The sequence below is a fragment of the Lactobacillus selangorensis genome, assembly GCF_001437205.1.
Taxonomy (GTDB): domain Bacteria; phylum Bacillota; class Bacilli; order Lactobacillales; family Lactobacillaceae; genus Paralactobacillus; species Paralactobacillus selangorensis.
In genome coordinates this window covers 48,328-75,178 of the sequence record NZ_JQAZ01000005.1, presented here as the reverse complement: position 1 = coordinate 75,178, position 26,851 = coordinate 48,328, and the positions used below count along the sequence as shown (strand labels likewise).

The 26,851-nt window shown below is 45.9% G+C and carries 31 protein-coding genes; 19 read left to right on the top strand and 12 right to left on the bottom strand.

All coding sequences use genetic code 11. The features are described from left to right. Positions 1–22: 22 nt before the first annotated feature. Positions 23–787: a GntR family transcriptional regulator gene (locus tag IV40_RS07460; RefSeq protein ID WP_057770105.1), complete on the bottom strand. Its 765-nt coding sequence runs from the start codon at positions 785–787 to the stop codon at positions 23–25. Positions 788–896: 109 nt separating this feature from the next. Between IV40_RS07460 and IV40_RS07455 the strand changes: the two genes are divergently transcribed. From IV40_RS07455 to budA, 6 genes are all read left to right on the top strand, one after another. After that, positions 897–2,348, top strand: coding sequence for a 6-phospho-beta-glucosidase (locus IV40_RS07455; protein WP_057770104.1), 1,452 nt, complete (start codon positions 897–899; stop codon positions 2,346–2,348). Positions 2,349–2,439: 91 nt separating this feature from the next. After that, the gene (locus tag IV40_RS07450; protein WP_057770102.1) at positions 2,440–3,894 is read left to right on the top strand and encodes a PTS sugar transporter subunit IIC; all 1,455 of its coding nucleotides are present in this window, start codon (positions 2,440–2,442) and stop codon (positions 3,892–3,894) included. A 35-nt stretch (positions 3,895–3,929) separates the two neighbouring features. Beyond that, complete coding sequence (locus IV40_RS07445) at positions 3,930–4,268, top strand: PTS sugar transporter subunit IIB (protein WP_057770100.1); 339 nt, start codon at positions 3,930–3,932, stop codon at positions 4,266–4,268. Positions 4,269–4,300: 32 nt separating this feature from the next. Next, positions 4,301–4,534 (top strand): hypothetical protein, encoded by a 234-nt coding sequence (locus IV40_RS07440; RefSeq protein ID WP_057770098.1) that lies wholly within the window; start codon positions 4,301–4,303, stop codon positions 4,532–4,534. A 205-nt stretch (positions 4,535–4,739) separates the two neighbouring features. Then, positions 4,740–6,413, top strand: a complete 1,674-nt coding sequence (gene alsS / locus IV40_RS07435) for an acetolactate synthase AlsS (RefSeq protein ID WP_057770096.1) — start codon at positions 4,740–4,742, stop codon at positions 6,411–6,413. Between the two features lie 13 nt (positions 6,414–6,426). Continuing rightward, positions 6,427–7,137 carry an acetolactate decarboxylase gene (gene budA, locus IV40_RS07430; RefSeq protein ID WP_057770094.1) on the top strand — a complete coding sequence of 237 codons (711 nt, stop codon included), beginning with the start codon at positions 6,427–6,429 and terminating at the stop codon, positions 7,135–7,137. Positions 7,138–7,176: 39 nt separating this feature from the next. Here the strand turns inward: budA and IV40_RS07425 are convergent, their stop codons facing one another. After that, on the bottom strand, positions 7,177–8,112 hold the full coding sequence (locus tag IV40_RS07425) for an alpha/beta hydrolase (protein ID WP_057770092.1): 936 nt from the start codon (positions 8,110–8,112) through the stop codon (positions 7,177–7,179). A 381-nt stretch (positions 8,113–8,493) separates the two neighbouring features. On the opposite strand from IV40_RS07425, the gene tyrS reads away from it, so the two are divergent. Beyond that, a complete protein-coding gene (gene tyrS / locus IV40_RS07420; RefSeq protein WP_057770091.1) occupies positions 8,494–9,759 on the top strand; it encodes a tyrosine--tRNA ligase in 1,266 nt (421 codons plus the stop codon). Between the two features lie 22 nt (positions 9,760–9,781). Here the strand turns inward: tyrS and IV40_RS10755 are convergent, their stop codons facing one another. Further along, positions 9,782–9,952: a hypothetical protein gene (locus IV40_RS10755; RefSeq protein ID WP_156404256.1), complete on the bottom strand. Its 171-nt coding sequence runs from the start codon at positions 9,950–9,952 to the stop codon at positions 9,782–9,784. Between the two features lie 12 nt (positions 9,953–9,964). Continuing rightward, positions 9,965–10,135 carry a hypothetical protein gene (locus IV40_RS10750; protein WP_156404255.1) on the bottom strand — a complete coding sequence of 57 codons (171 nt, stop codon included), beginning with the start codon at positions 10,133–10,135 and terminating at the stop codon, positions 9,965–9,967. Positions 10,136–10,270: 135 nt separating this feature from the next. On the opposite strand from IV40_RS10750, the gene IV40_RS07415 reads away from it, so the two are divergent. From IV40_RS07415 to IV40_RS07395, 5 genes are all read left to right on the top strand, one after another. Then, positions 10,271–11,563, top strand: a complete 1,293-nt coding sequence (locus tag IV40_RS07415) for an NCS2 family permease (RefSeq protein WP_057770090.1) — start codon at positions 10,271–10,273, stop codon at positions 11,561–11,563. Positions 11,564–11,578: 15 nt separating this feature from the next. Further along, positions 11,579–12,259: a DUF975 family protein gene (locus IV40_RS07410; RefSeq protein ID WP_057770089.1), complete on the top strand. Its 681-nt coding sequence runs from the start codon at positions 11,579–11,581 to the stop codon at positions 12,257–12,259. A gap of 44 nt (positions 12,260–12,303) precedes the next feature. Beyond that, positions 12,304–12,645 (top strand): hypothetical protein, encoded by a 342-nt coding sequence (locus tag IV40_RS07405; RefSeq protein WP_057770088.1) that lies wholly within the window; start codon positions 12,304–12,306, stop codon positions 12,643–12,645. Between the two features lie 269 nt (positions 12,646–12,914). After that, entirely contained in the window at positions 12,915–14,198 is a 1,284-nt protein-coding gene (gene eno, locus IV40_RS07400) for a phosphopyruvate hydratase (protein ID WP_057770086.1), read from the top strand. 139 nt (positions 14,199–14,337) lie between these two features. Further along, positions 14,338–14,910, top strand: a complete 573-nt coding sequence (locus IV40_RS07395) for a guanylate kinase (protein ID WP_057770085.1) — start codon at positions 14,338–14,340, stop codon at positions 14,908–14,910. A 28-nt stretch (positions 14,911–14,938) separates the two neighbouring features. Here the strand turns inward: IV40_RS07395 and IV40_RS07390 are convergent, their stop codons facing one another. Beyond that, positions 14,939–15,136 carry a hypothetical protein gene (locus IV40_RS07390; protein ID WP_057770083.1) on the bottom strand — a complete coding sequence of 66 codons (198 nt, stop codon included), beginning with the start codon at positions 15,134–15,136 and terminating at the stop codon, positions 14,939–14,941. 131 nt (positions 15,137–15,267) lie between these two features. Continuing rightward, positions 15,268–15,393: a putative metal homeostasis protein gene (locus IV40_RS10825; protein ID WP_162258850.1), complete on the bottom strand. Its 126-nt coding sequence runs from the start codon at positions 15,391–15,393 to the stop codon at positions 15,268–15,270. A 133-nt stretch (positions 15,394–15,526) separates the two neighbouring features. On the opposite strand from IV40_RS10825, the gene IV40_RS07385 reads away from it, so the two are divergent. From IV40_RS07385 to IV40_RS07355, 7 genes are all read left to right on the top strand, one after another. Beyond that, complete coding sequence (locus IV40_RS07385; RefSeq protein ID WP_057770081.1) at positions 15,527–15,967, top strand: Fur family transcriptional regulator; 441 nt, start codon at positions 15,527–15,529, stop codon at positions 15,965–15,967. Between the two features lie 93 nt (positions 15,968–16,060). Beyond that, complete coding sequence (locus IV40_RS07380; RefSeq protein ID WP_057770080.1) at positions 16,061–16,609, top strand: hypothetical protein; 549 nt, start codon at positions 16,061–16,063, stop codon at positions 16,607–16,609. A 15-nt stretch (positions 16,610–16,624) separates the two neighbouring features. Further along, positions 16,625–17,434 (top strand): DUF6681 family protein, encoded by an 810-nt coding sequence (locus IV40_RS07375; protein ID WP_057770079.1) that lies wholly within the window; start codon positions 16,625–16,627, stop codon positions 17,432–17,434. Between the two features lie 146 nt (positions 17,435–17,580). After that, positions 17,581–18,315 (top strand): amino acid ABC transporter ATP-binding protein, encoded by a 735-nt coding sequence (locus IV40_RS07370; RefSeq protein ID WP_057770077.1) that lies wholly within the window; start codon positions 17,581–17,583, stop codon positions 18,313–18,315. Positions 18,316–18,333: 18 nt separating this feature from the next. Further along, positions 18,334–19,170 carry a transporter substrate-binding domain-containing protein gene (locus tag IV40_RS07365; RefSeq protein ID WP_057770075.1) on the top strand — a complete coding sequence of 279 codons (837 nt, stop codon included), beginning with the start codon at positions 18,334–18,336 and terminating at the stop codon, positions 19,168–19,170. Positions 19,171–19,172: 2 nt separating this feature from the next. Continuing rightward, positions 19,173–19,850 carry an amino acid ABC transporter permease gene (locus IV40_RS07360; RefSeq protein ID WP_057770073.1) on the top strand — a complete coding sequence of 226 codons (678 nt, stop codon included), beginning with the start codon at positions 19,173–19,175 and terminating at the stop codon, positions 19,848–19,850. Positions 19,851–19,861: 11 nt separating this feature from the next. Further along, positions 19,862–20,518, top strand: coding sequence for an amino acid ABC transporter permease (locus IV40_RS07355; RefSeq protein ID WP_057770071.1), 657 nt, complete (start codon positions 19,862–19,864; stop codon positions 20,516–20,518). Between the two features lie 44 nt (positions 20,519–20,562). On the opposite strand, the gene hflX is transcribed toward IV40_RS07355, so the two are convergent. The 6 genes from hflX to IV40_RS07325 form a co-directional block, all read right to left on the bottom strand. Then, a complete protein-coding gene (gene hflX, locus IV40_RS07350) occupies positions 20,563–21,837 on the bottom strand; it encodes a GTPase HflX (RefSeq protein ID WP_057770069.1) in 1,275 nt (424 codons plus the stop codon). A 110-nt stretch (positions 21,838–21,947) separates the two neighbouring features. Continuing rightward, a complete protein-coding gene (locus tag IV40_RS07345; protein WP_057770068.1) occupies positions 21,948–23,342 on the bottom strand; it encodes an FAD-binding oxidoreductase in 1,395 nt (464 codons plus the stop codon). A 66-nt stretch (positions 23,343–23,408) separates the two neighbouring features. Beyond that, positions 23,409–24,317, bottom strand: coding sequence for a diacylglycerol/lipid kinase family protein (locus IV40_RS07340; RefSeq protein WP_057770066.1), 909 nt, complete (start codon positions 24,315–24,317; stop codon positions 23,409–23,411). Positions 24,318–24,415: 98 nt separating this feature from the next. Beyond that, on the bottom strand, positions 24,416–24,673 hold the full coding sequence (locus IV40_RS07335; protein WP_236698036.1) for a type II toxin-antitoxin system mRNA interferase toxin, RelE/StbE family: 258 nt from the start codon (positions 24,671–24,673) through the stop codon (positions 24,416–24,418). 34 nt (positions 24,674–24,707) lie between these two features. Continuing rightward, positions 24,708–24,986 (bottom strand): plasmid mobilization protein, encoded by a 279-nt coding sequence (locus IV40_RS07330; RefSeq protein ID WP_057770063.1) that lies wholly within the window; start codon positions 24,984–24,986, stop codon positions 24,708–24,710. Between the two features lie 111 nt (positions 24,987–25,097). Beyond that, the gene (locus tag IV40_RS07325) at positions 25,098–26,741 is read right to left on the bottom strand and encodes an APC family permease (protein WP_057770062.1); all 1,644 of its coding nucleotides are present in this window, start codon (positions 26,739–26,741) and stop codon (positions 25,098–25,100) included. Positions 26,742–26,851 lie beyond the last annotated feature (110 nt).

Below are 26,851 nucleotides of genomic sequence, written 5' to 3'. Positions count from 1 at the left end.
TGCCCTTCTTTCAGCGTTCAATTTAGTTGCTGCTGCGATCGGAAGAATGAAAATAAAAACTCATTTTGGGATCGGCGTAATAACTGGTGGAAAAGTTGAAAACGTAACTGTTCTTCAAAAAATTGACCTGCCGTTGCGTGATGCAGTGGTGGCCCGGTTCGAAGCCCAACAGTTCTGCATCTGCGGCCGACAAACGTTCCATTGTGATGAAGTTTTCGCTGTTGGTCGGTTCGATCCCATAGGTCTGCTGAATAAAACTAAAAATAGAAGTTTCAGCACTTTCAATCGTTAAATAGGGTGTGATGCTTTTGACGAAATAAGCTTTTTCCAGATTATAGAGCTCGTGATGCCAGTAACGGAGCCGAAAAATACGATACAATTCGGTACCGACTTCGACCTGCGACATTTTCGCCATCTGTTCATCGGCCTTGATCTGATCGAAAGTGATCACTTTTGAAGTCAAGTGGGTGATCGGATCGTTAAAACGCTGCCCAATTCCAAGCGACAAGTTGAGCACATTGTCTTTATCGGACAGGCCTAAGTGATTGACGTAGTAGCCGCTGCCCTGGATGCGGCGAATCAATCCTTTTTGGGCGACGATATCAAGTGCCTTGCGGATGGTGTTGCGGCCGACTTTGTACTCGTCGATCAGTTCAGATTCGGTCGGGAGTTTATCATCATATTGCCTTGCGTGATCGCAAGAATTATTTGTTGCGCAATCTCTCGATACATTTAACAAACTTCTTTCAAAAAAGTATTTATGGGGACTTGCAAAATTGGTACCCATGATTTATACTCCTTAATGTAATGAAAGCGATTTCCGTTTGCAAGTGATTCACAACATTTTTTTGAAAAACTTTTTACAAACGCTTTTCGCAGGCATAGGAGGGAAAGATATGACCAAAACAAGTGGATTACGTCCCGATTTTCTTTGGGGCGGAGCCGTCGCTGCCAATCAATTTGAAGGGGGGTGGAACGAAGACAGAAAAGGTGTCAGCATTGCTGATGTGATGACCGCTGGAACGGCCACCGAGCCACGCAAGATCACGGATGGAATTGTACCTGGTGAGTATTATCCGAATCATGTTGCAATTGATTTCTACCATCGTTATAAGGAAGATATCAAATTATTTGCCGACATGGGTCTGAATTGTTTCAGAACTTCAATCGCTTGGACACGCATTTTCCCAAATGGGGATGAAGACGAACCAAACGAGAAGGGCCTTGAATTTTACGACCATGTTTTCGATGAGTGCCTGAAATATGGGATTAAACCTATTGTAACATTGTCTCACTTCGAAATGCCGTATCATTTAGTTGAAAAATACGGTGGCTGGCGGAGCCGCAAGGTGATCGATTTCTATATGAAGTTCGCCGAAACCTGCTTCAAGCGTTACAACGGTAAAGTTGAATATTGGATGACCTTCAACGAAATCAATAATCAGATTACATATACAAATGATTTCTTGGTCGCAACCGATTCAGGGCTGGTCTTCCGCAACAACGAAGACGAAAAGACCCGTGAAGCTGCTATGTATCAAGCTTCTCATTACGAAGTCGTTGCAAGCGCTTTAGCGGTTCAATTAGGACATAAAATCAATCCGGATTACAAGATCGGAAGTATGATTGCATTTATTCCACTTTATCCAGCAACTTCTAAGCCGGAAGACATCTTGTTTGCTGAAAAAGCTTCGCAACAACGTTATTGGTGGGAAGATGTTCAGTCAAATGGTGAATATCCAGCTGATTTGGAAGCATACTTCAAACGGACCGGCTTCCGTCCGGATATTACGGAAGAGGATCGGGCCACATTAAAGGCTGGAACAGTCGATTTCATTGGATTTAGCTATTATAATACATCGACAATTGAGAAAAAAGCCGACAATCCGGATTACAAGTATGTTGGCGACCGTGAATCAGCCGATAATCCATACGTCAAGAAGAGCGAATGGGGCTGGCCGATCGATCCAACTGGTTTGCGCAATGCTTTAAACTATTTGACTTCGCATTATCATAAACCATTGATGATCGTTGAAAACGGTTTAGGCGCACGGGACACAGTTGAAAAAGACGGTTCAATTCATGATTCATATCGGATCGATTACCTGCGGGCTCATATTCAAGCAATGGAAGATGCCGTTAATCAAGATGGCGTTGATTTGTTGGGCTACACACCATGGGGCTTCATTGATCTTGTCTCTGCTGGGACAGGCCAAATGTCAAAACGTTACGGCATGATTTATGTCGATCGTGATGATGAGGGCAATGGGACCTTGGATCGTTCCAAGAAAGACTCATTCTACTGGTATAAGAAAGTGATCCAGTCGAATGGGGCAGATTTAGATTAGAACAGAAACGTTGCATCATTAATAAAATCTGTGGAGGGATTTTATTTTTGAGATATGATGTAACCGGTTTATATAATGGAGATGAATCTCGATGCAAGAACAAAAAGGGTTTAGCGGTTTTATTAACACAAAAGTAATGCCACCAATCATGAAGTTCGTGAACACAAAAGGTGTTCGTGCTTTACAGGATGGGATGGTTTACACATTACCATTCATTATTATTGGGTCTGTATTCTTAATTTTATCTAACATTCCTATTCCGTCAGTTGCTGCTGCATTAACAGCATCTGGCTGGTCAGCCTTCTTCTCACAGGCTTACAACGTAACCTTCAACATTTTGTCCATTTGGGCTGTTGTCGGGATGGCGTTCGTCTATGTTCAAAATGAAGGTTATGAAGGTTTGCCAGCTGGGTTAACTGCCTTAGCAACCTTCTTCTTAATCCAGACATTATCAATTGCCAACCCTGTTAAAACTGCTATGGGTTCAGGTGTGACAAATGCTGCCGGCAAAGTCGTTATGACTGGTAAAGCCGTGACAGCGAACATCGATAAATTACCTAAAGCTTTACAAGGCGTTATGACAGCACCCGTTACAGGTGTTTTGAACATCACTTGGTTAGGCGGTCAGGGCATGATCGGCGCCATCGTAGTCGGACTTGTCGTTGGCTGGGCATACTCAGCAATGATGAAGGCTGGCTGGAAGATTACTTTGCCAGAACAAGTACCTGCTAGTGTTGCAAAACAGTTTACAGCGATGATTCCTGCCGGTGTGATTATCACCGTCGCAATGTTCATCTATGCTGGTTTCAGTTACTTACACACAGATTTGTTACAACTTTTGTACCAAGTCCTCGAATTACCATTACAAGGTTTGTCAGATTCGCTGGGTGGTGCCTTGGTTATTGCCTTTGCGGTTCCATTCTTCTGGTTCTTCGGTATCCATGGTGGCTTGATTGTTGGTGCCGTTGCCGGCGCATTCTTAATTCCAAACACCGCTGCCAACGCTACATTGTACCATGCTGGTAAATTATCATTAGCCAATGGGGCCCACATTGTTACCAACGAATTCTACAACAACTTCATCAACTTAACTGGTTCAGGGATTACGATTGGATTAGTTATCTTCACGTTGTTTGCTGCTAAGTCAACTCAGTTTAAGACATTAGGGAAGATTGAATTAGTACCAGCGATCTTCAACATTAACGAACCATTCCTGTTTGGGATTCCGATCGTTATGAACCCAATGTTAGCCGTTCCATTCTTCTTAGTACCAGTTGTTGTCGCATTATCCACATACTTTGTTATCCGTGTCGGAATTGTACCGCCATTGAACGGGGTTGCTGCTCCTTGGACAACACCAGCTATTATTTCCGGCTTCCTGATCGGTGGCTGGAAGATGGCCATTTGGCAGACATGTACCTTAGTCATCTCGACTTTGATCTACTGGCCATTTGCTAAGAGCTACGATAATATGTTATATAAGAAAGAACAAGCTAAGTTGGCCGAAGACGAAGCTGCTGATAAGACAGCCGCTGACGCTCAATAAATTTTAGTTTTCGATTATGAAAGGATGTTTTTAAAATGGCAAAAGACGAAAAGATCATCATGCTAGCTTGCTCAGCAGGGATGTCAACCTCAATGTTAGTTAAGAAGATGCAGGATGCCGCCGAAAAAGACGGTGTCAGCTACAAGATCTTCGCGACATCATCCGCTGATGTTACGAACCAATTATCCAAACCGGAAGATGATCGTCCTGATATTCTGATGCTCGGACCGCAGATTGCATACATGCAAAATGATATGCAGAAGAAAGCTGACAAAGTCGGCATTCCAATGGCAATGATCAACATGCAGGATTATGGCATGATGAACGGTGAAAAAGTCTTACAAGCTGCTGAAAAGTTACTCGGCGACAAATAAGACGGCATAGTGCGAAGAGAGGATTGATTTCAGTGAGTTTAAAACAAGTCAAAAAGTATGAACAAGATGGACACGAATACGATGTTCGTGTGGGTGACGATGGGATGGTTCATGTCGCAGTCGACGGCGGCGATCCAGCCAAGGGTTACTACATGAGCGGTACGGTCCGTTTCCCTAAGGCAATTGTGATTGACGGTAAATATGTCATGAGTTTACAACTTGCTTGCAACCCTGAGATTGAAGCAGCATTGAACTCAATGAAATAGGCAGAATACGTCATTCGTGTTTCCTATTCAATTCCAACTTTAACAATCACTAAAATAGGACTTCGGTTTCAGCCGTCGTCCTATTTTTTGTGTATAATAATGAAAAGGATTTCAAAAGATTGCTGGCAAGCGTTAAAATTCGTGTTACAATGACAGCAACTTACTTTAAGAAAGTAAATCAAAATAGAAATGCGAGGCACAAGCAATGACAGAAAAAAGATATGGCGCCGATATGATTGTCGATAGTCTGGCCAATCATCATGTTGATTATGTGTTCGGAATTCCCGGTGCAAAAATCGATCGGGTGTTCGAACGGCTGGAACATCCAATCAATCCGCATGCCCCTAAACTGATTGTGGCTCGTCATGAGCAAAATGCTGCTTTTATGGCCGCTGGAATGGGCCGTATTACTGGCAAGCCAGGGATTGCAATCGCTACTTCAGGACCAGGTGCTTCCAATTTGGCGACCGGTTTGATGACTGCCAATGCAGAAGGCGACCCTGTTTTGGGAATCGCCGGCCAGGTCAAACGGGCCGATTTGCTGCGTTCGACGCATCAGAGCATGCGGAACGCCGCTTTATTCGAACCCATTACGAAGTATTCGGCCGAAATTCAGGATCCCGATAATACATCTGAAATTATTGCAAATGCTTATCAAGCTGCGGAATCCGGCAAACAGGGGGCGGCCTTTGTGTCGGTCCCGCAGGATGTGTCCGACAGCGAAGTGACGGCACCCGTCATTAAGCCGATGGAAAAACCCAAGTTAGGGCCGGCTAGTCTGCCAGATATGATGGATGTTGCTCGTAAAATCAAAGAAGCTGAATTGCCAGTATTATTGCTGGGAATGCGTGCCTCTTCGGAAGAGGTCACCTCAGCTATCCGCAATTTGCTGCGGACGACCGAACTGCCAGTTGTTGAGACGTTCCAAGGGGCTGGTATCATCAGCCACAATCAAGTACAGAATTTCTATGGACGGGTGGGTTTGTTCCGCAACCAGCCTGGAGATCAATTATTGGCACAGAGTGATTTGGTGATCGCCATCGGCTACGATCCAATCGAATACGAGCCTCGTAACTGGAATCCGCAGGCCGATGCGCGTACGATCGTCATTGATAGTATTCCCGCCGAAATTGATACGCATTTCCAGCCGGAAACAGAATTGATCGGCGATATTGCTCAAACACTTGATCTGCTGACGCCGCAATTACGGGATTACAAGGTTCATGCTGGTGCGACACGTTATCTGGCTAGTCTGCAGGAGCAGCTCGTCCAAGCCGATGTGCCGCCAGTGGCATCGGATTCGAAATTGAATCATCCATTGGCGATCGTAGCGGCGTTACAAAAGCGGGTCACTGACGAAATGACGGTGACTGTCGATGTCGGCAGCCATCATATCTGGATGGCCCGCCACTTCCGCAGTTATGAGCCTCGTCATCTGTTGTTCAGCAACGGAATGCAGACGCTGGGCGTCGCTTTGCCATGGGGAATCGCCGCTACGTTAGCTCGTCCCGGTCAGAAGGCAATTTCTGTTTCTGGTGATGGTGGCTTCTTATTTTCCGGCATGGAACTCGAAACGGCCGTCCGTTTGCATGCCAACTTAGTTCATATTATTTGGGATGACGGCAATTACGACATGGTCAAGTTTCAGGAAGAAATGAAGTACGGTCAAAGTGCCGGTGTGCAATTCGGGCCGGTTGATTTTGTGAAGTATGCGGAAAGTTTTGGTGCCAAAGGACTGCGAGTCGCTGATCCGTCACAATTAGGCGCCGTTTTGGATGAAGCCTTCCAATATAACGATGGTCCTGTTGTAGTCGATATTCCAGTCGATTATAGCGATAACCATAAATTAGGCGAGGATCTGTTGCCAGATCAATTGTAAGAGGTGGATGAACATGAAAAAGACAAAGGTGTTATATCAGCATGGGACACTAGCATTGCTTGTTCCGGGGTTATTTGCCGGGACGGAAACGTTAGGCAAACTATTAGAACATGGGGATACTGGGATTGGAACGTTGGACGGTCTAAATGGCGAACTAATCATCTTAGACGGCAAAGTTTATCAGGTCAATGCGACTGGCAAAGTCAACCGCATCAAAAAACGTGAAAAAGTACCGTTTGCGAATGTCCACTATCAAAAGGACCAGTTTATTGATAAAATCGGACCGCTGAAAGATGAGAAACTCCGCTCAGCCATCTTAGATAAACTGCCATCGCAGAATCTGTTTTATGCAGTGCGGATGACCGGCGAGTTTGCCAATGTCAAAACACGGGCCGTTGCACAGCAGAAGGAACCGTATCCGACATTGAAACAGACGGCGGATGCCCAGAAAGTCTTCGAAAAGGCGCACGTCAAGGGAACACTGATTGGCTATTATGCACCGCAGCTGTACGGTGGCGTTGCCGTGCCGGGCTTTCATCTGCATTTCCTGTCGAAGGACCATTCATTTGGCGGCCATGTTTTGAAGGTTGATTCAGTAGCCACTAAACTGTATCTGCAGGAATTTGCCCAGTTAGATTTGCATTTACCGGCTAAGAATAAGGCTTTTCGAAAACAAAAACCTTCTAAAGATATTTTAAAGGACATTGCCAGTGCCGAAAATTAAGGCAAACAAAAGGACCTGCATGCAGGTTCTTTTGTTTGTTTAGAAATATTGGTGTGCAAATTGACTGACTTTGGCGGCATACTTGGCCGGGTCATGTTCGAATGAGGCGGCATGTTTGGCGCCTTTGACGAGCCAGAGTTCCTTGCCAGGGGCTTTGTCGGCTTTGTAATTGGCATAAACCATTTTGGTCGGCACAAAGGTATCTTTAGTCCCATGAATAAATAGCATTGGCAGCTTATTCTTGGCGAGTGCCTTAGTTGAGCTGCCGTCACGGAAATCATAATGAGCCCGTAATTTGGTTACCCAGGCGGCGGTTGTAATCAATGGCTGTTTCGGCATATGGAATTGTTCGTTGAGCTCATAGGTCAGTTCATTTTCGATGCTGCTGTAGCCGCAGTCTTCAATGATAAGTTTAACCTGTGCCGGCAGTTTTTCGCCGCTGGCCATCATCACTGTAGCCCCGCCCATGCTAACGCCGAACAGGCCGATCTTGCTGTGCGAGCCGTTTTTCTGAATCACCTGTTTAATCCATTTGACATAGTCCAGCCGGTCCGGCCAGCCGAAACCGATGTAGGTACCTTCGCTGTGTCCAGAACCACGGTCATCAGGAATCAGCACATTATAGCCCTGATTGTGGAACATGCGGGCATAATTAGCCATGTCTTCTTTTTTGTTCATGTAGCCATGGGCGAGAATCATCGTTTTAGTGGTTGCCTTTTTCGCCGGCAAATAATCGGCGACTAGCTTCAAGTGGTCCGTTGCAGATGTTTCCGTCCATGTTTGCGGATGCTGCTGTTGGAGCCACTTTTTGTTCTGGATCAGCAGTGTATCACGGCCGTTGCCTTTCGTAAGGGTTTTGGGGGTTGGCTCGATTGCAAAATGATACAAGTAGAAACTGGCCGCTGTCAGAATCACGATAGCCAGAACTACGATCGTTCCCAGTCCCCATAACCACCAACGTTTCTTTTTCTTCATCTTATGTAACTATCCTCTCATGCTGCAAAAATACATTTCATGAAAACTATTTTAACATTTTTCGAGACAAAAAGTTATTCGCAAAATTTATCAAACGGTCAGCGACGACTCTTTAAAATAAGGTTGACTTTCATCTGAGGATTCAGTAAGCTGAGGTTATTCAATAGTAGTATGACGGTCTTAGCCTTCAGAAAGTCGGTGGCAGCTGCGAACCGATGCTGGTCGTCAGGCGAATTACACACGTGTCCATTTCTTTAAAATAAATAAGCAGAGCGGTCGGCGTTGTGCCGGCAATTTGGGTGGTACCGCGGATCGTTTCGTCCCTTGTCCTATTTGGCAAGGGACTTTTTTATTTTCACGTGAAACAAGGAGGAAAAAAGCATGGCACAAAAAAAGAACATTATCGATGAACTCGAATGGCGGGATGCAATCAATCAGGTGACAGATGAGGATGCGTTGCGCAAGTTAACCGCCGATAAGAAGATTTCCCTTTACTGCGGAACTGATCCGACCGGTGATTCATTGCATGTCGGGCATTTGATTCCCTTTATGATGCTGAAACGGTTCCAGCTGGCGGGCCATCATCCGGTTATCGTGATCGGTGGCGGAACCGGCGCAATCGGAGACCCGTCCGGCCGCAAGGATGAACGCCAGCTGCAATCGATGGATCAAGTGAAGAAGAATGAAGATGCCTTAACGGCGCAGATGGTCAAGCTATTCGGGACTGAAAATTTCTCGATCGTCAATAACTATGATTGGTTGTCCAAGATTTCCTTATTGGAATTTTTGCGGGATTATGGCAAATTATTCAACGTCAATACGATGCTGAATAAGGAAGTCGTTGCATCCCGGCTTGAAAATGGGATCTCCTTCACCGAATTTACTTACCAGATTTTGCAGTCCGTCGATTTTCTGACGTTATACCGTGATCATGGTGTCCAGCTGCAGATCGGCGGGGCTGATCAGTGGGGCAATATTACGGCCGGCATCGATTTGATTCACAAAATCGAAGGCCCAGAAGCACCAGTCTACGGCTTAACGATTCCGTTGATGTTGAAAGCTGATGGCACTAAATTCGGTAAAACAGCCGGTGGTGCCGTCTGGCTCGATCCGAAGAAGACGTCGCCGTACGAATTCTACCAGTTCTGGCTGAATACCGATGATCGGGATGTCGTTCGTTACCTCAAGTACTTTACCTTCTTGGATGAAGACCAGATCAATGCTTTGGCGGAACAAGTCAAAACGGATCCGGGCAAACGAGCTGCCCAAAAAGCTTTAGCAGCTGAAGTAACCAAATTTGTACATGGCGAACAGGCCGTTGAACAAGCCCAGCATATTTCCGATGCCTTATTCTCCGGCAACTTAAAAGATTTAACGGCGGAAGAAATTGAACAAGGGTTTAAGGGTGTCCCTAGTATGGAAGTGCCGAATGAAACGGAAAACATCATTCCATGGCTGGTGGATACAACTAAGATTGAACCATCCCGGCGGCAGGCTCGTGAAGATGTCAAAAACGGTGCTATCTATGTGAACGGCGATCGGCAAAATGATCTCGATTACGAAATTGATCCAAGTGCCAGTTTTGACGGCAAATTTGTCATTATCCGGCGGGGAAAGAAGAAGTACTTCTTGGCCCGGGTAAAATAAGCACTTAAAAAGGATTCCCATTTTAACGGGAATACTTTTTATAATGGTTAGCGATCAGTAAGATAAGCGCAACGATCAGTGCCGCAAAACCGCTCAGCATCAAAATCGTTGCGGAGGCTGAGAAGCGTCCGGACCAGATCAGAATAAAGAGTACGAGTGCAAAGCTGATCAGCGATAAGGCTGTCCTGCGCATTGAAAGACCTCCTTAATGATTGTCAGAATTGTTATTTTGCGTTTCACGTAGCAGGAAGAGAATGCCCAGTACAAATAAAATGCCGCTAATGGAATAAAAACTGCCGGCATTCGCCTTCGCTAATAAACCGAAAATCAGCATGATTGCGGCAAGGACAATGAGAATAATTGCTGGATGTTTCATCGAAAACGCCTCCTATGTAATAGGATATCCGACTTTGAAATCGAATACAATCCCCAAACCAAGTCTTGTACAACCTTGTGAGCTGAAAGGGTGGTAGAATAAGATTGAAAACTTAAAAAGGGGCGAATATGGGGCATGTTTAAAAAATATTTTCAACTGCAGCAGAATCACACCTCTGTGCGACAAGAATTATCGGCTGGTTTCATCGGTTTTATTACGCTGATTTATGTGATGACCATCAATGGCCAAGTCCTGCACCACGCCGGCGAACCACTGGGAACGGCTTTGATTGGCACAATTTTAGCAACGGCGGTGGCCTGCGTTCTAATCGGGTTCTTTGCAAATGTTCCGCTGATGATTGCACCAGCAATGGGACTGAACGCTGTCTTTACGTATGATTTGATCAAAACGGTTCATTTAACGCTATCGGAAGCTTTACTGGCCGTTTTTACGAGTGGGCTGTTATTCCTGCTGCTGGGGATGACACCGTTTGTCCGAATCCTTGACCAATCGATTTCGGCTAACTTTAAATACGGGATTCGGGCCGGCATCGGCTTGTACTTAGTCTCGCTGGGCCTTCGAGAAGGCAAAGTGATTGTCAAAAGTTCGCAGAGTTTTATTGCAATGAATACTTTTTATAACCCGACGATGGATCTAACGTTGCTGACATTGCTGATTGCTGTGATCCTGCATATTCGCAAGGTGCATGGCACGTACCTCTGGGTGCTGATTATCGGGACGATTCTGGCACAGATCACCGGCCAGGTCCATCTCCATGTGCCGTCGCTGCAGGATTATCATTATCAGATTTTGTTTAATCCAGCGCATATCAGTGTTGCCAAAGTCAGTTTTTGGATGAGCGTCTTTTCCTTGCTCCTGATCGTGATGTTTGAAACTTTAGGCACCGTCCCTGGGCAGCTGGATGAGGTCCAAGGCAATAGTACGACGGAATTTGACCAAGTGACTCGGGTCGTCGGCGTGTCCAATATGACAGCCGGCCTGTTGGGAACTTCCTCCATGATTTCTGCTTTGGAAAGTGAATCAGATATCGACAGCGGCGGCAAAACTGGTTTGACCAGTGTCTTTGCAGGGGCTTTCTTTGTTATTTCATTAGCCTTTGTCCCGTTTTTAGGCATGATTCCAATTTCAGCAACTGCTCCGATCATGATTTTGATTGGGCTCGGCATGTTACAATCAATTCATAGCTTGGATATTATTTCGGATGCACCGTCAGTTGTCTCGGCATCGCTGATTATCGTCCTGATTCCATTTACCAATAGTATTTCGAATGGGATGGGACTCGGCTTCATCAGTTATTCGATCATCAAGTGGTGTATTGGCGAAGGTAAGAAGGTCAAGTGGCCGAGTTATGTGATTGGCGGTTTATTCCTGATCTTATTTGCCCTCCAAATGGTCTTAAAGAAGTAAAAGGAGGAATTTACATTGGAAACACGTGCGGAAATGAAACGGACGGCAAAAAATCGTCTGCGGAGACACTGGATGCAAGGTATTCTGCTGAATTTAGTGCCAGTGATTTTATTGGTCTTATTGGCGTTGCTGATTGGTAACTCGTTTCGAACGAGTACTTATTCTTGGACGGACTTTGGTCGTTACTATGCTACCGTTCAGGCCGAACATCATGACTGGGCCCGAATGTTTATCAACATCATCGAAACATTTTTCTTAGTCGGAGTCAGTTTTACTTCGTTAGACTGGATTCGCAATGCTGATGCAGACATTGCGCCAGTCAAGGATTCATTTCAGGCCTTCCAAGGTCAGTATCTTGGCAGTGTCATCTTCATCTACATTCTGAAAGCAATTTATCTCTTCCTGTGGAGCTTGTTATTGATTATCCCAGGCATCATCAAGTTTTATGCTTATCGGCAGACTTATCTGGTCATGAAGGATGCCAAAGCTTCTGGACAGCAGATGAACACCAACGCCTGTATTACTCGCAGCCGGCAACTGATGCGGGGGCATAAGATGGATTTATTTATGCTCGATCTGAGCTTCATCGGCTGGGATATTCTGGCAATCTGTACGGCCGGAATCGGTTATTTATGGCTCAACCCATATAAGCAGCTGACTTATGCGGCTTTTTACAATGATTTACTGACGGCATAAGCCACTCCGTAGTAAAATAGAGTTAGAAAAAGGGGGTCGTTCAAATGCGATTTGCAGTAATTGGTGCTACCTATCATGAAAAGTCGTTGTCCGTCTTCACTGAAGGACTGGATGACGATCGGATTGAATCATTTAAGAGTGCGCTGCAGAGTGTCATTTCCTTATTGCAGGGAGAATTAACGGATACTGGGATTAAAGAGTTAGATGAATTGGCCGCACAGGTGCAAAAATCAACGCTGGTCACTTCGGATGATCTGAATGATTTAGACAATCAAACCAGTGACCAGCTGCATGTCAGCTGGTTTGACGAACATCATTTTGTGATTGATGTCATGGATAAAAGCGAAAAGTATCAGCTGCATTTGGAAGTGGAACCAATCGGTTAGCAAGCTGTACCAAAGCGGCTTTAGAGACTATTTTGGTTTAAAAAAATGAAATGAGGCCTGACAAATGTCAGCGCCTTTTTTTGAAAAAATGAGCCTTCAGATTTGTACTTTAATTTGGAAAGTGCTACGATAAAATGATGATAGAGGCGATTCAATCGCCGTAAAATCGGTTTAACGATGAATCGCGTCTTCTTTGAAAATCGAACGTTTTCGTTTGAATTTAAGAGAATGACGCCTTTTTTTGTCTGAACCCAAAGGGAGGGTATTTTATGTCTGCTTATATTGTTCAAGTTAAGGGTCGCGAAATCTATGATTCTCGTGGTGTTCCAACTGTTGAAGCTGATGTGATTTTGTCTGATGGGACCATGGGCCGTGCCGAAGTTCCATCTGGTAAGTCAACGGGTGATAAAGAAGCCGTTGAATTACGTGATGGCGGCAGCCGTTTAGGCGGTAAAGGTGTTTTAAAGGCCGTTAACAACATCAACACCGAAATCAATGATGCTTTAAATGGTGTTTCACCATTCGACCAAGGCAATGTTGATCAGATTATGATTGACTTAGATGGTACTCCAAACAAGGGTCGTTTAGGCGCTAATGCTATTTTAGGCGTTTCGATGGCAACTGCTCGTGCAGCCGCAAACTATCAAGGAATTCCTTTGTATCGCTACTTAGGCGGCACATACATTCAAATTCCGCAAACCTTCCATAATGTTATCAATGGCGGGGAACATGCTGATAACGGCATCGATATGCAGGAATTCATGATTACACCTTTGAAGCATGACACATTCCGTGCCGGTTTCGAACGTATCGTGAATACTTACCATGCACTGCAAAAAGTCTTGGAAGAAAAAGGCTATCAAACTGGTGTTGGTGATGAAGGCGGTTTTGCCCCTGATTTACCATCCAGTGAAGATGCCATCAAGGTTTTGTACGAAGCCATTGAAAAGGCCGGCTACAAGCCTGGTGAAGATGTCGGAATCGCTTTTGATGCTGCTTCATCAACCTTCTATGATGACAAGACAGGCAACTACAATTTCGAAGGTTCTGAAAAGACACCTAAGGAAATGGCTGACTACTATGAAGGCTTGCTTGAAAAGTATCCAGCAATTGTTTCCATGGAAGATCCATTTGGTGAAAACGATTGGGATAACTTCACAACCTTCACCAAGAAGATGGGCGATAAAGTTCAAATCGTCACAGATGATAACGTCTGCACCAACCCTGCTTTGATTCGCAAAGCAATCAAGCAAGGCATGGCCAACTCCATCTTGATCAAGTTGAACCAGATTGGGACTGTTTCCGAAACTATGGAAGCTGTTCGTTTAGCTCATGAAAACAACTACACAACTATGATTTCACATCGTTCTGGTGATACTGGCGATACATTTGTCAGCGACTTTGCCGTTGCTGTCAGTGGTGGCCAATTAAAGGCTGGTGCGCCAGCTCGTTCAGAACGTGTTGAAAAGTACAACGAATTACTCCGCATCGAAGAAGAACTTGAAGGACATGCATCTATCTCATTCTTCCCGAACGATGTTGATAAAGATTAGTTGCGAACCAGTATGGTTGATCGGAACGGTTTATAAACAAACCGACTAGTCATGGTGAGCATGCTGAAAAGACGTCAGATTTTATCTGGCGTCTTTTTTTGTTATCATAGAGGAAAGCATTTTATGGAGGAGTTGCAGCATGGCAGGACATCAATTGATTATTATCACAGGAGCAGCTGGAACGGGCAAAACATCGGTCAGCCAGTACTTGCGGGCACATTATGGGATTCCACGTGTAATCACCCACACGACCCGTCCTAAACGGCCGCATGAACAGGATGGGGCAGCCTATTATTTTGAAACGCCGGCTTCTTTTAAAACGAAACACTATATTGAACATGTGACCTATTCTAACTATCAATACGGTTCGTCGCATGAAGCATTAGATTTAGCTTGGCAAAAAAGCAATCTCGTCAGCATCGTGCTTGATACAAAGGGCGCTGAAACTTACTTGCAGACGCTAAATCCGAATGAGATTCTCTTGCTGTTTCTGACCGTGCATGAGCCGCAGCTGCTCCGAAAACGGATGCTGCAACGGGGTGATGCACAGCAAATGGTGGCCGAACGCTTAGCGAGTCCTGAATATCGGCGTGATTTGGCTTTGCCAGCGCCCTTGAAACCGTATGCCCATGTGATTGTCAACGATGACCGGACAACAGCACGTCAGCAGATTGATGCCATCGTGGTGCAGGCGCAAAAAAAATTGCAATAAAAAAATCCGACTCGTGAGCCGGACTTTTTTAAGCAGTGGTTTTAGTAGCTAAGTTGGATTTAGCAGAGTTTTGCTGCACCAAAGTAATCAGATTTTTAACGGCATCATCAACGGTGATTCCTTCAGCCGTCAAATCTGGTTGTGCTTTCGATGTGGCATAAAAAACTTGTTTCTGGGTATCCAATGCCATCCAATACCAAGCTGAACTATAATTTCCAAATTGCATCAGTAAGGACCTCCTTGTCACTAACTCGATGGTTTTTATTATACGAAACCGTTTTCTTGATTGCAAGTTTTGTGCTCACAATATGTAAAAAAACGGAACAGAAGTCGAATTCTGTCCCGTTTTTGCTTCAATTAAACCCGTTTTTTACTGCGCTTTTGTTTTAATTCTTTGATGACCTTGAGGGCACGCCCTTTGGTCCGTTTGTTGCGACTCTTCAAACGCCGTAAAGCACTACTGTAATCATTTTTTTCAGCCATAATAGGCGCCTCCTTATTCAAATTGTTGCATTCGTTCAGATATGCTACAATAAAATAAATCGTAGCGATTACGATTTATTAGTGCTTATTATAAAAAGATTCAGCAGATTGTCAAGAAAAGGGGATGCCGATTATGACAACCGAAAATTCGGCCTTAGCCTTATTAAAAAAACACGGCTACCGTCTGACGAGCCAGCGACGGGACCTGATCAATTATTTAAGTCAGTTTCAAGATCATTACATTACAGTAACAGCGCTGGATGCCTATATGCGCAAACGTTATCCCGGCATGAGCCACAATACGATTTATCGCAACGTCAAAGAATTTGTCGAAGCCGGTATTTTAGAGGAACAAGAAGAGGGCGAACAGGCGCGGGTCAAATTTCAATGCGACTTCGAGCAACCGCACCATCATCATTTCATCTGCCGCAATTGCGGCAAGGTGACTGAACTGAAGATGTGCCCGATTGATTTCTTTACCGACCAGCTGCCGGGTTATGAAATCGATGGGCATCGCATCGAAATGTATGGTTTGTGTCCGGATTGCCAAAAGAAGCTGAAGGCCGCCAGTTAGGAACCTTTATCGTTTCTTAATGAATTTGTCCTTTTCTCGTTACAAATTCAGGGTACAATGGTTTTATTGAATGAATGAAACGGAGGATTATCTATGGCCTATCGTACGCCGCCGCTGTTAACGCCGGCAGCCATTATTTCACTTATTTTAGCTTTAAGTGCCACCAACATCTTTGTCGTCAACAAAGGGAACGTGACTCAGGCTGGTGGGACACCGACCGCAAGTGTCGAAAAAAAGAACACGCCTGCGACGACCACCTCCTCATCAACATCTGCGCCCAGCAAACCGGCTGCATCCTCTTCTTCGGATGATCAATCATCGGCACCAGATGCCACTTCTGATGACCAGCAATCAACGCCAGATACAGAGACCAGTCAGCAGCCGGATGCTACATCGAGTTCGGCAACAACTGCCGATTCAACTTCAACCGACACTGGGACGAATACTGGCAATACCACTGATAATACAAATAACGGCACCACTCAAAATCAAACTGGGACTACCGATGATGGGACCAATACCGGCTCGACTGGCAGCAGTAGTGCCGCCACTTCAAGTTCCGCTGCGACAACTAATAATAATACCGTTGCAACATCGACCCAGCAGGGAACAACTGCGGCCACGAATGCCAGCGGTCAATAGAAAGGAGACGATTGTATGCTTGGTTTTTTGAGTTTGGTCAACCAGTTTTTGGGCTACTTTAATTTCAATACAAAGCTCAAAAATCGCCTCTTTACCATCGTCGGTTTTTTTGCCAACTTTTACTTTTTGTATGCCGCTGTCTTAGCCTTTCAAAATGGGCGGTTCCGGTGGATTCTGTTTGTCTTGCTGTTCCTGTTGCTGCTTTACTTTTCGGTCCTTAATTTTCTCTATTACTTTACCGATAAAACGACGAAGTGGGACATTTCACCGAAAGTCGAGCAGCTCTTAGGCGGTCCACCACAGCAAGCAACTGCCGATCAACGAGCTGCACGCATGGTTAAACAGCCGGTCGTACCTGCGGCAGGGCTATTCAACGATCAGCATGTCCTGCCCAGCACCTTGGTCTCTTCGCCAGAAGAACAGGCAACAATCGATCAATTCGCACAAACCTTGGTCCAAAACGGTTACTTGAGTTTGAACTACGATGGTTTATCCGATCGTGAGATTTATGCCGAAGCCCATAAAACAGCGAAACCGTTCTATGCCCTTGGTCAGGCTGGGGTACAGCTGCCATACTATACTTTGAAATTCGAAGGCCGTCTGCCAGTTGTTTATGCCGGCATGAACAGCATGGATGCCAAGCCCGTCGGTCACTTGACCGCTATCGGGATGACCAGTGTCCGTGAAGCCGAAGAAAAGTTCAACCTAGCATTGGCAAATGCATACATCACTGGCGGTCCTTATAAAATTGCCGGCCGTTCCGGCATCGTCGAAGGCAGCGAGCCGTATGCCATTGCAGTACAGGTGGCTTATCAAGAAAAATGAGAGGAAAATAAGACTTAGCATTCGCATTTATCAAGTGCGAATGCTATTTTTATGCCCTTTTTAAATATTTAGCTTGCGTATCAATGAGCAATCCGTTAGAATTGTAAGAACAAACAATAAGAAACTATCAAAAGGAGGGACTCGCCATGTCTATGATCGAGTTTCACGACGTTGAAAAGTATTACGGAAAGTTTCACGCCCTTAAAGATATCAATCTGCACATTGATAACAAAGAAGTGGTGACCATTATTGGTCCTTCGGGCTCTGGAAAGAGCACGCTGCTGCGCACGATCGATGGACTGGAGAGTATCTCCTCCGGCCAGCTGATTGTGGATAACTTTGATCTCGCTGATCCACATACGAATATGAACAAAATTCGCAAAAATGTCGGCATGGTGTTCCAGCATTTTAATTTATACGCCAATAAAACGGTCCTTGAAAACATCACGTTAGCGCCGCTGATCGTCTTGAAGCGTCCCAAGGCTGAAGTGGAAGCTGAAGCACATCAACTGTTGGAAATGGTTGGGCTTGACAGCAAAGCTAACAGTTATCCTAGCATGTTATCGGGGGGCCAGAAGCAGCGAGTGGCCATTGCGCGCAGTTTAGCGATGAAACCGAAAGCCATCTTGTTTGATGAACCGACATCGGCCTTAGACCCTGAAATGATTGGAGACGTTTTAGACGTCATGAAGAAAATCGCCAAACAGGGCATGACGATGGTGGTCGTCACCCATGAAATGGGTTTTGCTAAGGAAGTGGGCGATCGAATCATCTTCATGGATGACGGCAAGATTCTCGAAGATGAAACCGATGTGAAGGGCTTTTTCGAACATCCGCAGGAACCACGTGCACAGGAGTTTCTCAGCAAGATCATTCACTAGCCAAAGGAGGTCGTCATGATGAAAAGAAAATGGAAACAGCTGGGGCTGCTCAGCTTGCTGCTGTTGCTGCTTGTCAGTCTGGCCGGCTGCGGTACATCGCTGGCCGATGAAAACACGTGGCAGCACGTGCAGCAGACTAAGACGATCACTTGGGGTGTGAAGGCCGATACACGGCTGTTCGGGCTGATGGATGTCAAAGACAGCCAAATCAAAGGCTTTGATGTCGATATTGCGAAAGCAGTAACGCAACAGATGCTGGGTAAAAATAGTCAGGCTAAATTTGTGCAAGTAACCAGCAATACGCGTGTGCCGATGTTGAAAAGCGGCAATATCGATGCGATTGCTGCGACGATGTCGGTGACAAAAGAACGTGAAAAACAAGTCGCTTTTTCAGATACTTATTTCCAAGCCGGCCAGGCATTATTGGTCAAAAAAGGCAGTCGGATTCATAGTGTCAAAGATTTGAAAAAAGGCGACGTGGTGATTGGGGTCCAAGGCTCCGATTCGGTCGAGAATATCAAAAAGGCGGCCCCGCAGGCCAAGGTAATCCAGTTATCCGATGCTAGTCAGGCTTTTACGGCTTTGAAAGCCGGCCAAGGGGTGGCAATGACATCTGATAATGCCATTTTATACGGGATGTCGACGCAGGATAATCGGTTTGTGGTCACTGGCGGTTCGTTCTTCGATGAACCCTATGCGGTTGCTGCTAACAAAGGTCAGACTGAATTTACGGACCATGTCAACACGGCCTTGAAACAACTCGTTAAAAACGGTGAATATCAGCGGATTGTGCAAAAATGGTTCGGAAATGTGCCTGGTTTTAAAGCGAGTGACGCTACGATTGGAGGGGAATAACGATGTCGATGTTCATTCATTTTTGGCCGCAATTACTTGAAGGCCTCAAAATCACCTTGGGTTCGAGCCTGATCGCCTTAGTCGGCAGTTTAATCTTAGGAACGCTGTTCGCACTGCTTGAGATTAGCCACAATCGGGTGCTGCATCTGATCGGCCGAATCTATGTCGAATTTTTCCGGAACATTCCGCTGCTGATCATTGCGTTATTCTTCTATGTGATTGTGCCGTTATTTGCCGCCAAATTATCCGGCTTTACGGCTGGAACACTCGCACTGACCATTTACACGTCTTCATTTATCGCTGAGACAGTGCGAGCCGGTATTCAATCCGTCGATCCAGGGCAGATGGAGGCCGCACGTGCCAATGGGATGACTTACATTCAGGCGATGCGTTATATCGTGCTTCCGCAAGCGGTTAAATTGGTGATTCCGCCGTTAGGCAACCAATTCGTCAATTTGGTTAAGAATTCATCGGTGTTGGCTTTCGTGGCTGGCTTTGATTTGATGTACGAAGGCAACTTGATTGCTGCCCAAACGTTCGATACATTTGGGGCCTACATTGTGGTCGGTGTCTTTTACTTGATTCTGACCTTGCCGCTGAGCTATTTCATGCAGTACCTTGAGAAGAAGTGGAACGCTGGCAGTGGCGAGCGGGAAGCTTCTGCACTGGCTAACGAATAGGAGGGACGACCATGCAAAATTTTATTGAAGCTTATTCATGGCTGAACATGCGCTACCTCCTTGAAGGATTAGGGGTAACCTTGGAAGCTTCGCTCTTATCAATTGCCTTCAGCTTTGTGATTGGGAGTTTCTTAGGCCTAATCCGGTACACACGGATACCATATGTTTCCAAAATCATCGGCTTTATCATTGATATCATCCGCAACTTGCCGCTGATGCTGATTCTGTTTTTCACTTACTTTGGACTGCCGCAAATGGGGGTCCGCTTGGGCGTAATCACCTCCTCTGTTGTTGCTTTAACGATTTTCGAATCGGCGATGCTGGCCGAAATCGTCCGCAGCGGGATTCTTGCTGTCGATTCAGGTCAGATGGAAGCCGCACGTGCCAATGGGATGACCTATCATCAGGCGATGTTTCGCATCGTTTTACCACAGGCGTTTAAAAAGATGATTCCGGCCATTGTCAGCCAGTTCATCTCGCTAATCAAGGATACTTCGTTAGCGACAATCATCCTGCTGCCGGAGCTGCTCTACCATGCACAGGTTATTTATGGGCAGAACGTCAACTATTTGGTTCCGATGTTCGTCATGCTGACGCTGATGTACTTTATTGTCTGCTATGCATTGTCATGGGTCTCTAGAATTCTCGACCGCAGAATGGGTGCCTAAAAAAGATCCGCCAAATTGTTTGGCGGATCTTTTTAGGTGCTTCGTTAGTCAACTTCATATTTAGACCAGTAATCACGGCTGTTCGGATTGATACGTGCCGTGACCAGCGTCCCATTTTCCTGGTAATCTTGCTTCAGAATGGCGGCGTGTTCGTTGAGAGCTGATAAGGCCTTCCCATCCGTATAGGGGAACAAGTAGGTCAATGTCGGATACTGAGCGGCAATTTTTTGTTCAATCAGCGTGGCGAGTTCCGCCAGAGATTTTTTATCAGTTGCCGAATAAACAATTTCGTTACCATTGATTTCAGGATAAGGTGTATCCGTCCGTAAATCAGCCTTGTTGAAGGCGTCGATACGAGGAATGTCGCCGGCGCCGATTTGGGCCAGCGTTTTGTCGGTGACGGCGATCATGTCATGATAGTTCGGATCAGCATAGTCAACGACTTGGATAATAAGATCGGCGTTGACAGCTTCAGATAAGGTCGCCTTGAAGGCCTCCACTAAATTATGCGGCAAACGGCTGACAAAACCAACGGTATCGCTGAGCAGGAACTTTTGATGGCTCGGCAGCGTGATTTCACGGACACTAGTATCAAGCGTCGCAAACAGCATATTTTTAGTAAAAACTTGTTTCTCAGCACCATGTTCGCTGTACAGCTTAAGCAGGCCGTTCATTGTCGTCGATTTGCCGGCGTTGGTATAACCAACCAGAGCGACCACCGGCAGCTGGCTTTTAGCCCGTTGCTGGCTTTGCGTTTCCTGTGTTTTTTCTTGTTCTTTCAGGGCATGCCGCAAGTGGGTGATCCGTTTTTGGATGACACGCCGGTTCATTTCCAGTTTGGTTTCACCGGCACCACGGTTGGCAAGTCCACCGCCGCCGCCCTGCTGATCGAGCCGGTTAGCGGATGGATGCAGACGTGGCAGCTGGTACTGCAGCTGAGCGATTTCGACTTGATATTTGGCCTGTTTCGTTTGGGCCCGGTTGGCAAAAATATCGAGGATCAGCTGGGTGCGATCGATAATTGTCTTGCCAGTTTCCTTTTCAAGGTTGCGGATTTGGGAAGGGGATAATTCGTCATTGACCAGAATCACGGCCGCATCCATTTCTTCAGCATAAGCCTTGATTTCAGCTACTTTACCCGTTCCAAAGTAAGTCGCCGCAATTGGACGGTCGGCAATTTGCCGCAGATCGCCAACGACCTGCATGTCATTGGCTGTGGCCAATTCGCCCAATTCGGTCATCGTATAATCAAAATTGGGACGGCGCTGGCTGACGCCGGTAATAATGACACGTGTTTGTGGATTTGTTTCAGCTTCCATCTCAAAACTCCTTTATCTATTGTTTAAAAAAGTTTGCGATAAAACAACCGTTTCATCCCAAACTTTTACAAGTGCTTTGTTCTAATTTAACTGTTAAGCAGCAGTTATGGTTAAAAAATTTTGCCTGGGTTGAGAATCTGGTTGGGATCGAAGATTTGTTTGACACTCTTCAAAAACTTTAGATAATCCGTACCCATAAAATCAGTGAAGTAAGCTTTCTTATCGTAACCGATGCCGTGTTCGCCGGAAACCTGGCCGCCTAGTTCGGCTGCTTTGGCATAAAGCCGTTTCAAAACGAGGTCACGCATTTCCGGCCATTCCGTATCAGATAAGCCGTCACGGCAAACGTAGGTGTGCAAATTGCCGTCGCCGACATGGCCGATACTGGGCAGCCGGACTTGTTCTTCGTATTCGACGACATGGATGTAATCGAGCAGTTCGGAAACCCGGCTACGGGGCACCACAATATCGACTTCAGTCAATTCAGAGGTTGTGTTTTGGATGGCGGGCAGCAATTCGGCCCGAATCCGCCACAAATGCCGGTACTTTTCCTGTGTATCCAGTGGATAAGGTACCAGACCGCCATTATTCTGTGATAAGCTGACGGCCGTCGCCATATCCGCTGCGACGGCGGAATCATGATTGCCGTCAAAAGCCATCAGCAAATAGGCAGCACCGATTTGGATTGGAAATTGTTTGCCAGCGTATTGTTCCCAATACTTGGTAATCCGGCGTCCGAAGAATTCGGTACTCGTCGGTGTCACACCAGCATGCAGAATTTTCGGGATGACACTGATAGCACGGTTGGCACTGTCAAACGGTAGCAGCACACTTTTAATAACCGGTGATTTCGGCCGTAAACTCAAAATGGCCTCGGTTACAATTCCCAATGTCCCTTCAGCGCCAATCATCAAGTCCTTTAAATCGTAGCCAGAACTATTTTTAGTGATTTTGCCGCCTAGAATACGTGTATCGCCGCTGGGCAGAACAACGGTCAAACCACGAACAGCCTCACGAGTGCCGCCGTATTTCAGGCCCCACATCCCGCTGGCGTTGGTGGCAATATTGCCGCCGATTGTCGCTGAATCTAATCCTTGGCCAGGTTCAGGTGCATAAAAGAAGGTGGTGTTATCAAGGTAAGTCTGGATATCACGAATTGTGACGCCAGGCTGGACCGTGAGTGTTAAATTATCCTGATCTAATTCAATAATATGATTCATCCGATGCATATCAAGCAGAATGCCGCCTTCAACGGCAACATCGGCACCATTCAAGCCGGAACCGCCGCCACGTACGATGACAGGCAGATTGCGGTGATTCGCATACCGTAAAATTGCGGCGACTTCACCCGTATTATTGGGCTTGATGATCACATCAGGCTCGTGGGCGACCACATTCAAGGCATCATGGGTCATTGCCTCAGGAATCTGAGTGGTGACTCGATATGGGGAAGTTAAAGCGACCAATTCTTGAACATTCATAGCAGTTACTTTTTGATAAGCCAATTGTATTCCTCCTCAGCAAACCGTCCTTTTCTCTTATTCTACCGCGAAAAGGACTTGAATGCAGGTTTATTCTGGTTCGGGTGTCATGACCCGCAATGCCGACTTCAGAACTTTCATCTTCAGCGGCAAGGTGACACTAGGATCACCATCGATGCGAGTCCGAACGGCATGACGATTTTTAGTGACAGTCATCGTCAGATGCGACATCGTTAAGTAAGTCATTCCAGGAATCTTACTGAAATTGCCGGTAATGAAATAAGGGAAGAAGAGCAAGGACCGCCAGTAGGACATTTTCGGGGCCAGAAAAACATGAAAATAGCCGTCATCAGATTCAGCAGTCGGGTCAAAATTGGTAAATCCGCCGACGGAATTGGTCATAGTAATCAAAACCAGCTGCGTGTCCTTCTGCCAAAAATGGTGGTCGCCAGCCAGTGTAATTTGATAATGCTGGTGTTCGGCTAACACTTTGATGCCTTTGAAGACGAATGCCAATGGGCCGAATTTTTGTTTTTCGGTCTGCGACACGTCAAGGGCGGCGTCTGCCAAGATTCCGATGGTCATGGTGCTAATCATATAGTGATTGCGATTGATCTGGCCGATATCGATTGGTTGCGAATGTTTCCCCAGAATCGTGGCAATCGCACCCGGAATATCAAGCGGAATGTGCAGAACGTGTGCAAGATTATTGACGGTGCCGCCGGGCAGAATGCCTAATTTGGGCGGATGCGGGACACTGACCATTCCCGATGCCACTTGATTGATTGTCCCATCGCCGCCGACAACGACGATTAAATCCCGCTGCCGTAAACTGGCTTGATGGGCAAACTGCCGGCCGTCGTTTTTGCCACGAATGGCTTCCAGCTGAACGTCTGTATGCGGCTCTAATTGGTGTGCGGCCTCCTTGAATTGCTGTGCGATTGCGCCCCCACGATTGTGGCCAGAATGGGGGTTGTAGATTACTGTGATGGTTTTCATGAGTTGCTCCGACCTTTCCTAAAGAAGCTTTACCTCCATTATGCCATTGTTAAGGCCAAAACAAAAAGACCACGATTGTTTTCGTAGTCTTCAGTTATTTAACGATTAAATAAATCGTGATTGCCAGTCGCCACTAGCGTTAATACGAGTACATTTTTGTCGATCCGATAGACAACGATCCAGCCATCATAGGAATGCCGGCCAGCTTCATAACGAGCCGGATGAAATTCACGATAGCCCTGCCATTCACCCTTTAAAGCATGATCTTTGATTTTGTTCAGGATAATTGCATCTTGTTCAACAATAGCGTTGACACATGGGCCTAAAATCGTGATCGGATAATGTTTCTTTGCCAATTTGCGAAGTTGACGTTCAAATGAAGGCGTCCGCTCAATTTTCATTGAGTTTATTTAACCAGTCTTCAAAATCAGCTTGATTACCGATCATTTTCGTTTGATCGGTTTCGGCTTCTTTTTTGGCTTGATGGGCAGCAGGCGTGTCTAAAAAGTTAATCAATTGAACTTCATCGTTGGCCGCCTTTACTAAAGAAAGACGGATATATTCTGAAATCGTCAATCCTTGTTTTGCTAGATTTTCTTTAGCCCGCCGGTCAATATCAGCTGTTACTCGTGTTGAAATCGTTTTATCTTTTTTAAGGGAAGTTGTCATGGCTACATCTCCTTTTGTTTACGATCGTATGACAATATCATACTTGCTTTTTATGACAAAGGCAAAACAAAAAGACCACGATTGTTTTCGTAGTCTTTCCGTTCCATCGAATTAAGCTTCGGTAGGATCTTTCTTCATTAAAGCCGTTCCAATCCAGCCGACGAAGAAAATCAGAAGGTCGCTGATGATGATGGCAACCCATTGATTAGCGCCCCAGCTGGCCGGGATAATCCAGAGCCACATGACCAGTGTTGCTAAAGCAACGACAATCAGAATGGCAATGATTCGGCGGGTATTTTCACGACTACTGAAGGCAGCCAGTGTATGCTGCTGTCTGCGTGCCACCCAAGGCATTACTAACCCGATGGCAGCCAGTAAGAAGGTTGCCGCAATATTCATAATGAATTCACGGGTGTACAATTCTGTGCCTGGTTTGACATCGACGGGCAGAAAACTGTAGCAAGCGGCGATAAAGGTAATTGCGAACATCCATAAACCGACTAAGAAGCCGCCTTTGTCGCTCTTGACATAAGTGTAGGCCGGCGTTGGGTAGCGGTCGCTGTGCAAACGGACCAGCATGAACGCCCAGAAAATGAAGCAGGTTGCGAATGGAGAAACGATGCCGTTCAAATTAAGCAGCCAGTTGAAGATATCATTGATTTCGGGCAGGAACCCAGCGGCCAGCATGATCGCCGCACAGATAATGGTCGTCATCCAATAACCGTTGATCGGCAACCCATCTTTGTTGAGTTTTGATAATTGCTTCGGCATATATTTCTTGGAAATATCGCCCAAGAAGACACGTGTCCCGGCATCCATCAAAACGGCTAACTGAGCACACATATAAATGGCCTGAACAACGGCGAAAACGTACATCAGGAATTTGCCCCAGCCGAATTGTTTTCCTAAAGCCAAGAAGGCGTAGTAGGAACCGTTCATCTTTAAATCATTCGGCAGGTGATGGGCGTTGAAGAAGACCCCCAGCGAGAAGGAACCGAATACGGTTAGAAAGGCCGTCATAATAGCGACCATCAGCATCGCACGTGGGAAGTCTTTGCGGGGATGCTTCATGTCGGTTACATACGGAGCAACCAATTCAGAACCATTCATAGCGAAAATCAGCAGCCCTAACGTTGACATAAAGTGTCGATCGATCTTCGGCAGAAACGCCTTGAATGTGAACGGCTGGGTCGCAATGTGGCCGCCTTTTGCTAAGGAAACAAAGGTCATGAAGACAAACAGAATGGTCATGAAGAACATGGCCCCGCCGCCGATGACACTCATAATTTCCAATGACTTGTTCTTGAAAATATGTTCGAAGAAGATGAACCCGACAAAGACAACGGTTGTCAACAGGCCGAACGTCATATTGCTCATCTTGTCGCCCATTGTTCCGTTTCCGTTAATCATCCAGCCAAAGGAGACGACAACAGAATTAGCGACATCGACGATATAGGGCAGGCCGACAATCCAATAGAACCAAGCGGCAAAATAACCGACAGCGTCGCCGCTCGTCCCACGGACCCAGGACGTCAGGCCGCCGCCTTCTTTACTGAAGACAGAGCCTAAATGGCCGACAATCAAAGAATACGGTAACACATAAATAAACAGCATGACGACCCAAGAGGTAACGACCCCTAAGCCTTGGTTTTGGAAGTTGTAAATAATATCATCAAAGCCAATGACCGTCACGAAATCCATTAACGCCAGCACTGGCCAGCTGATATAGGATTTCTTTTGATTTAAATCATCCATAAAAAATAAAATCCACCTTTCTGCACATTGATGCAAATGTTTCAACGGGTGTTACAGGCCGTTTGTGAGCGTTCGTTTTTCACCAACGCTATTTGACACTCAAACGGTCC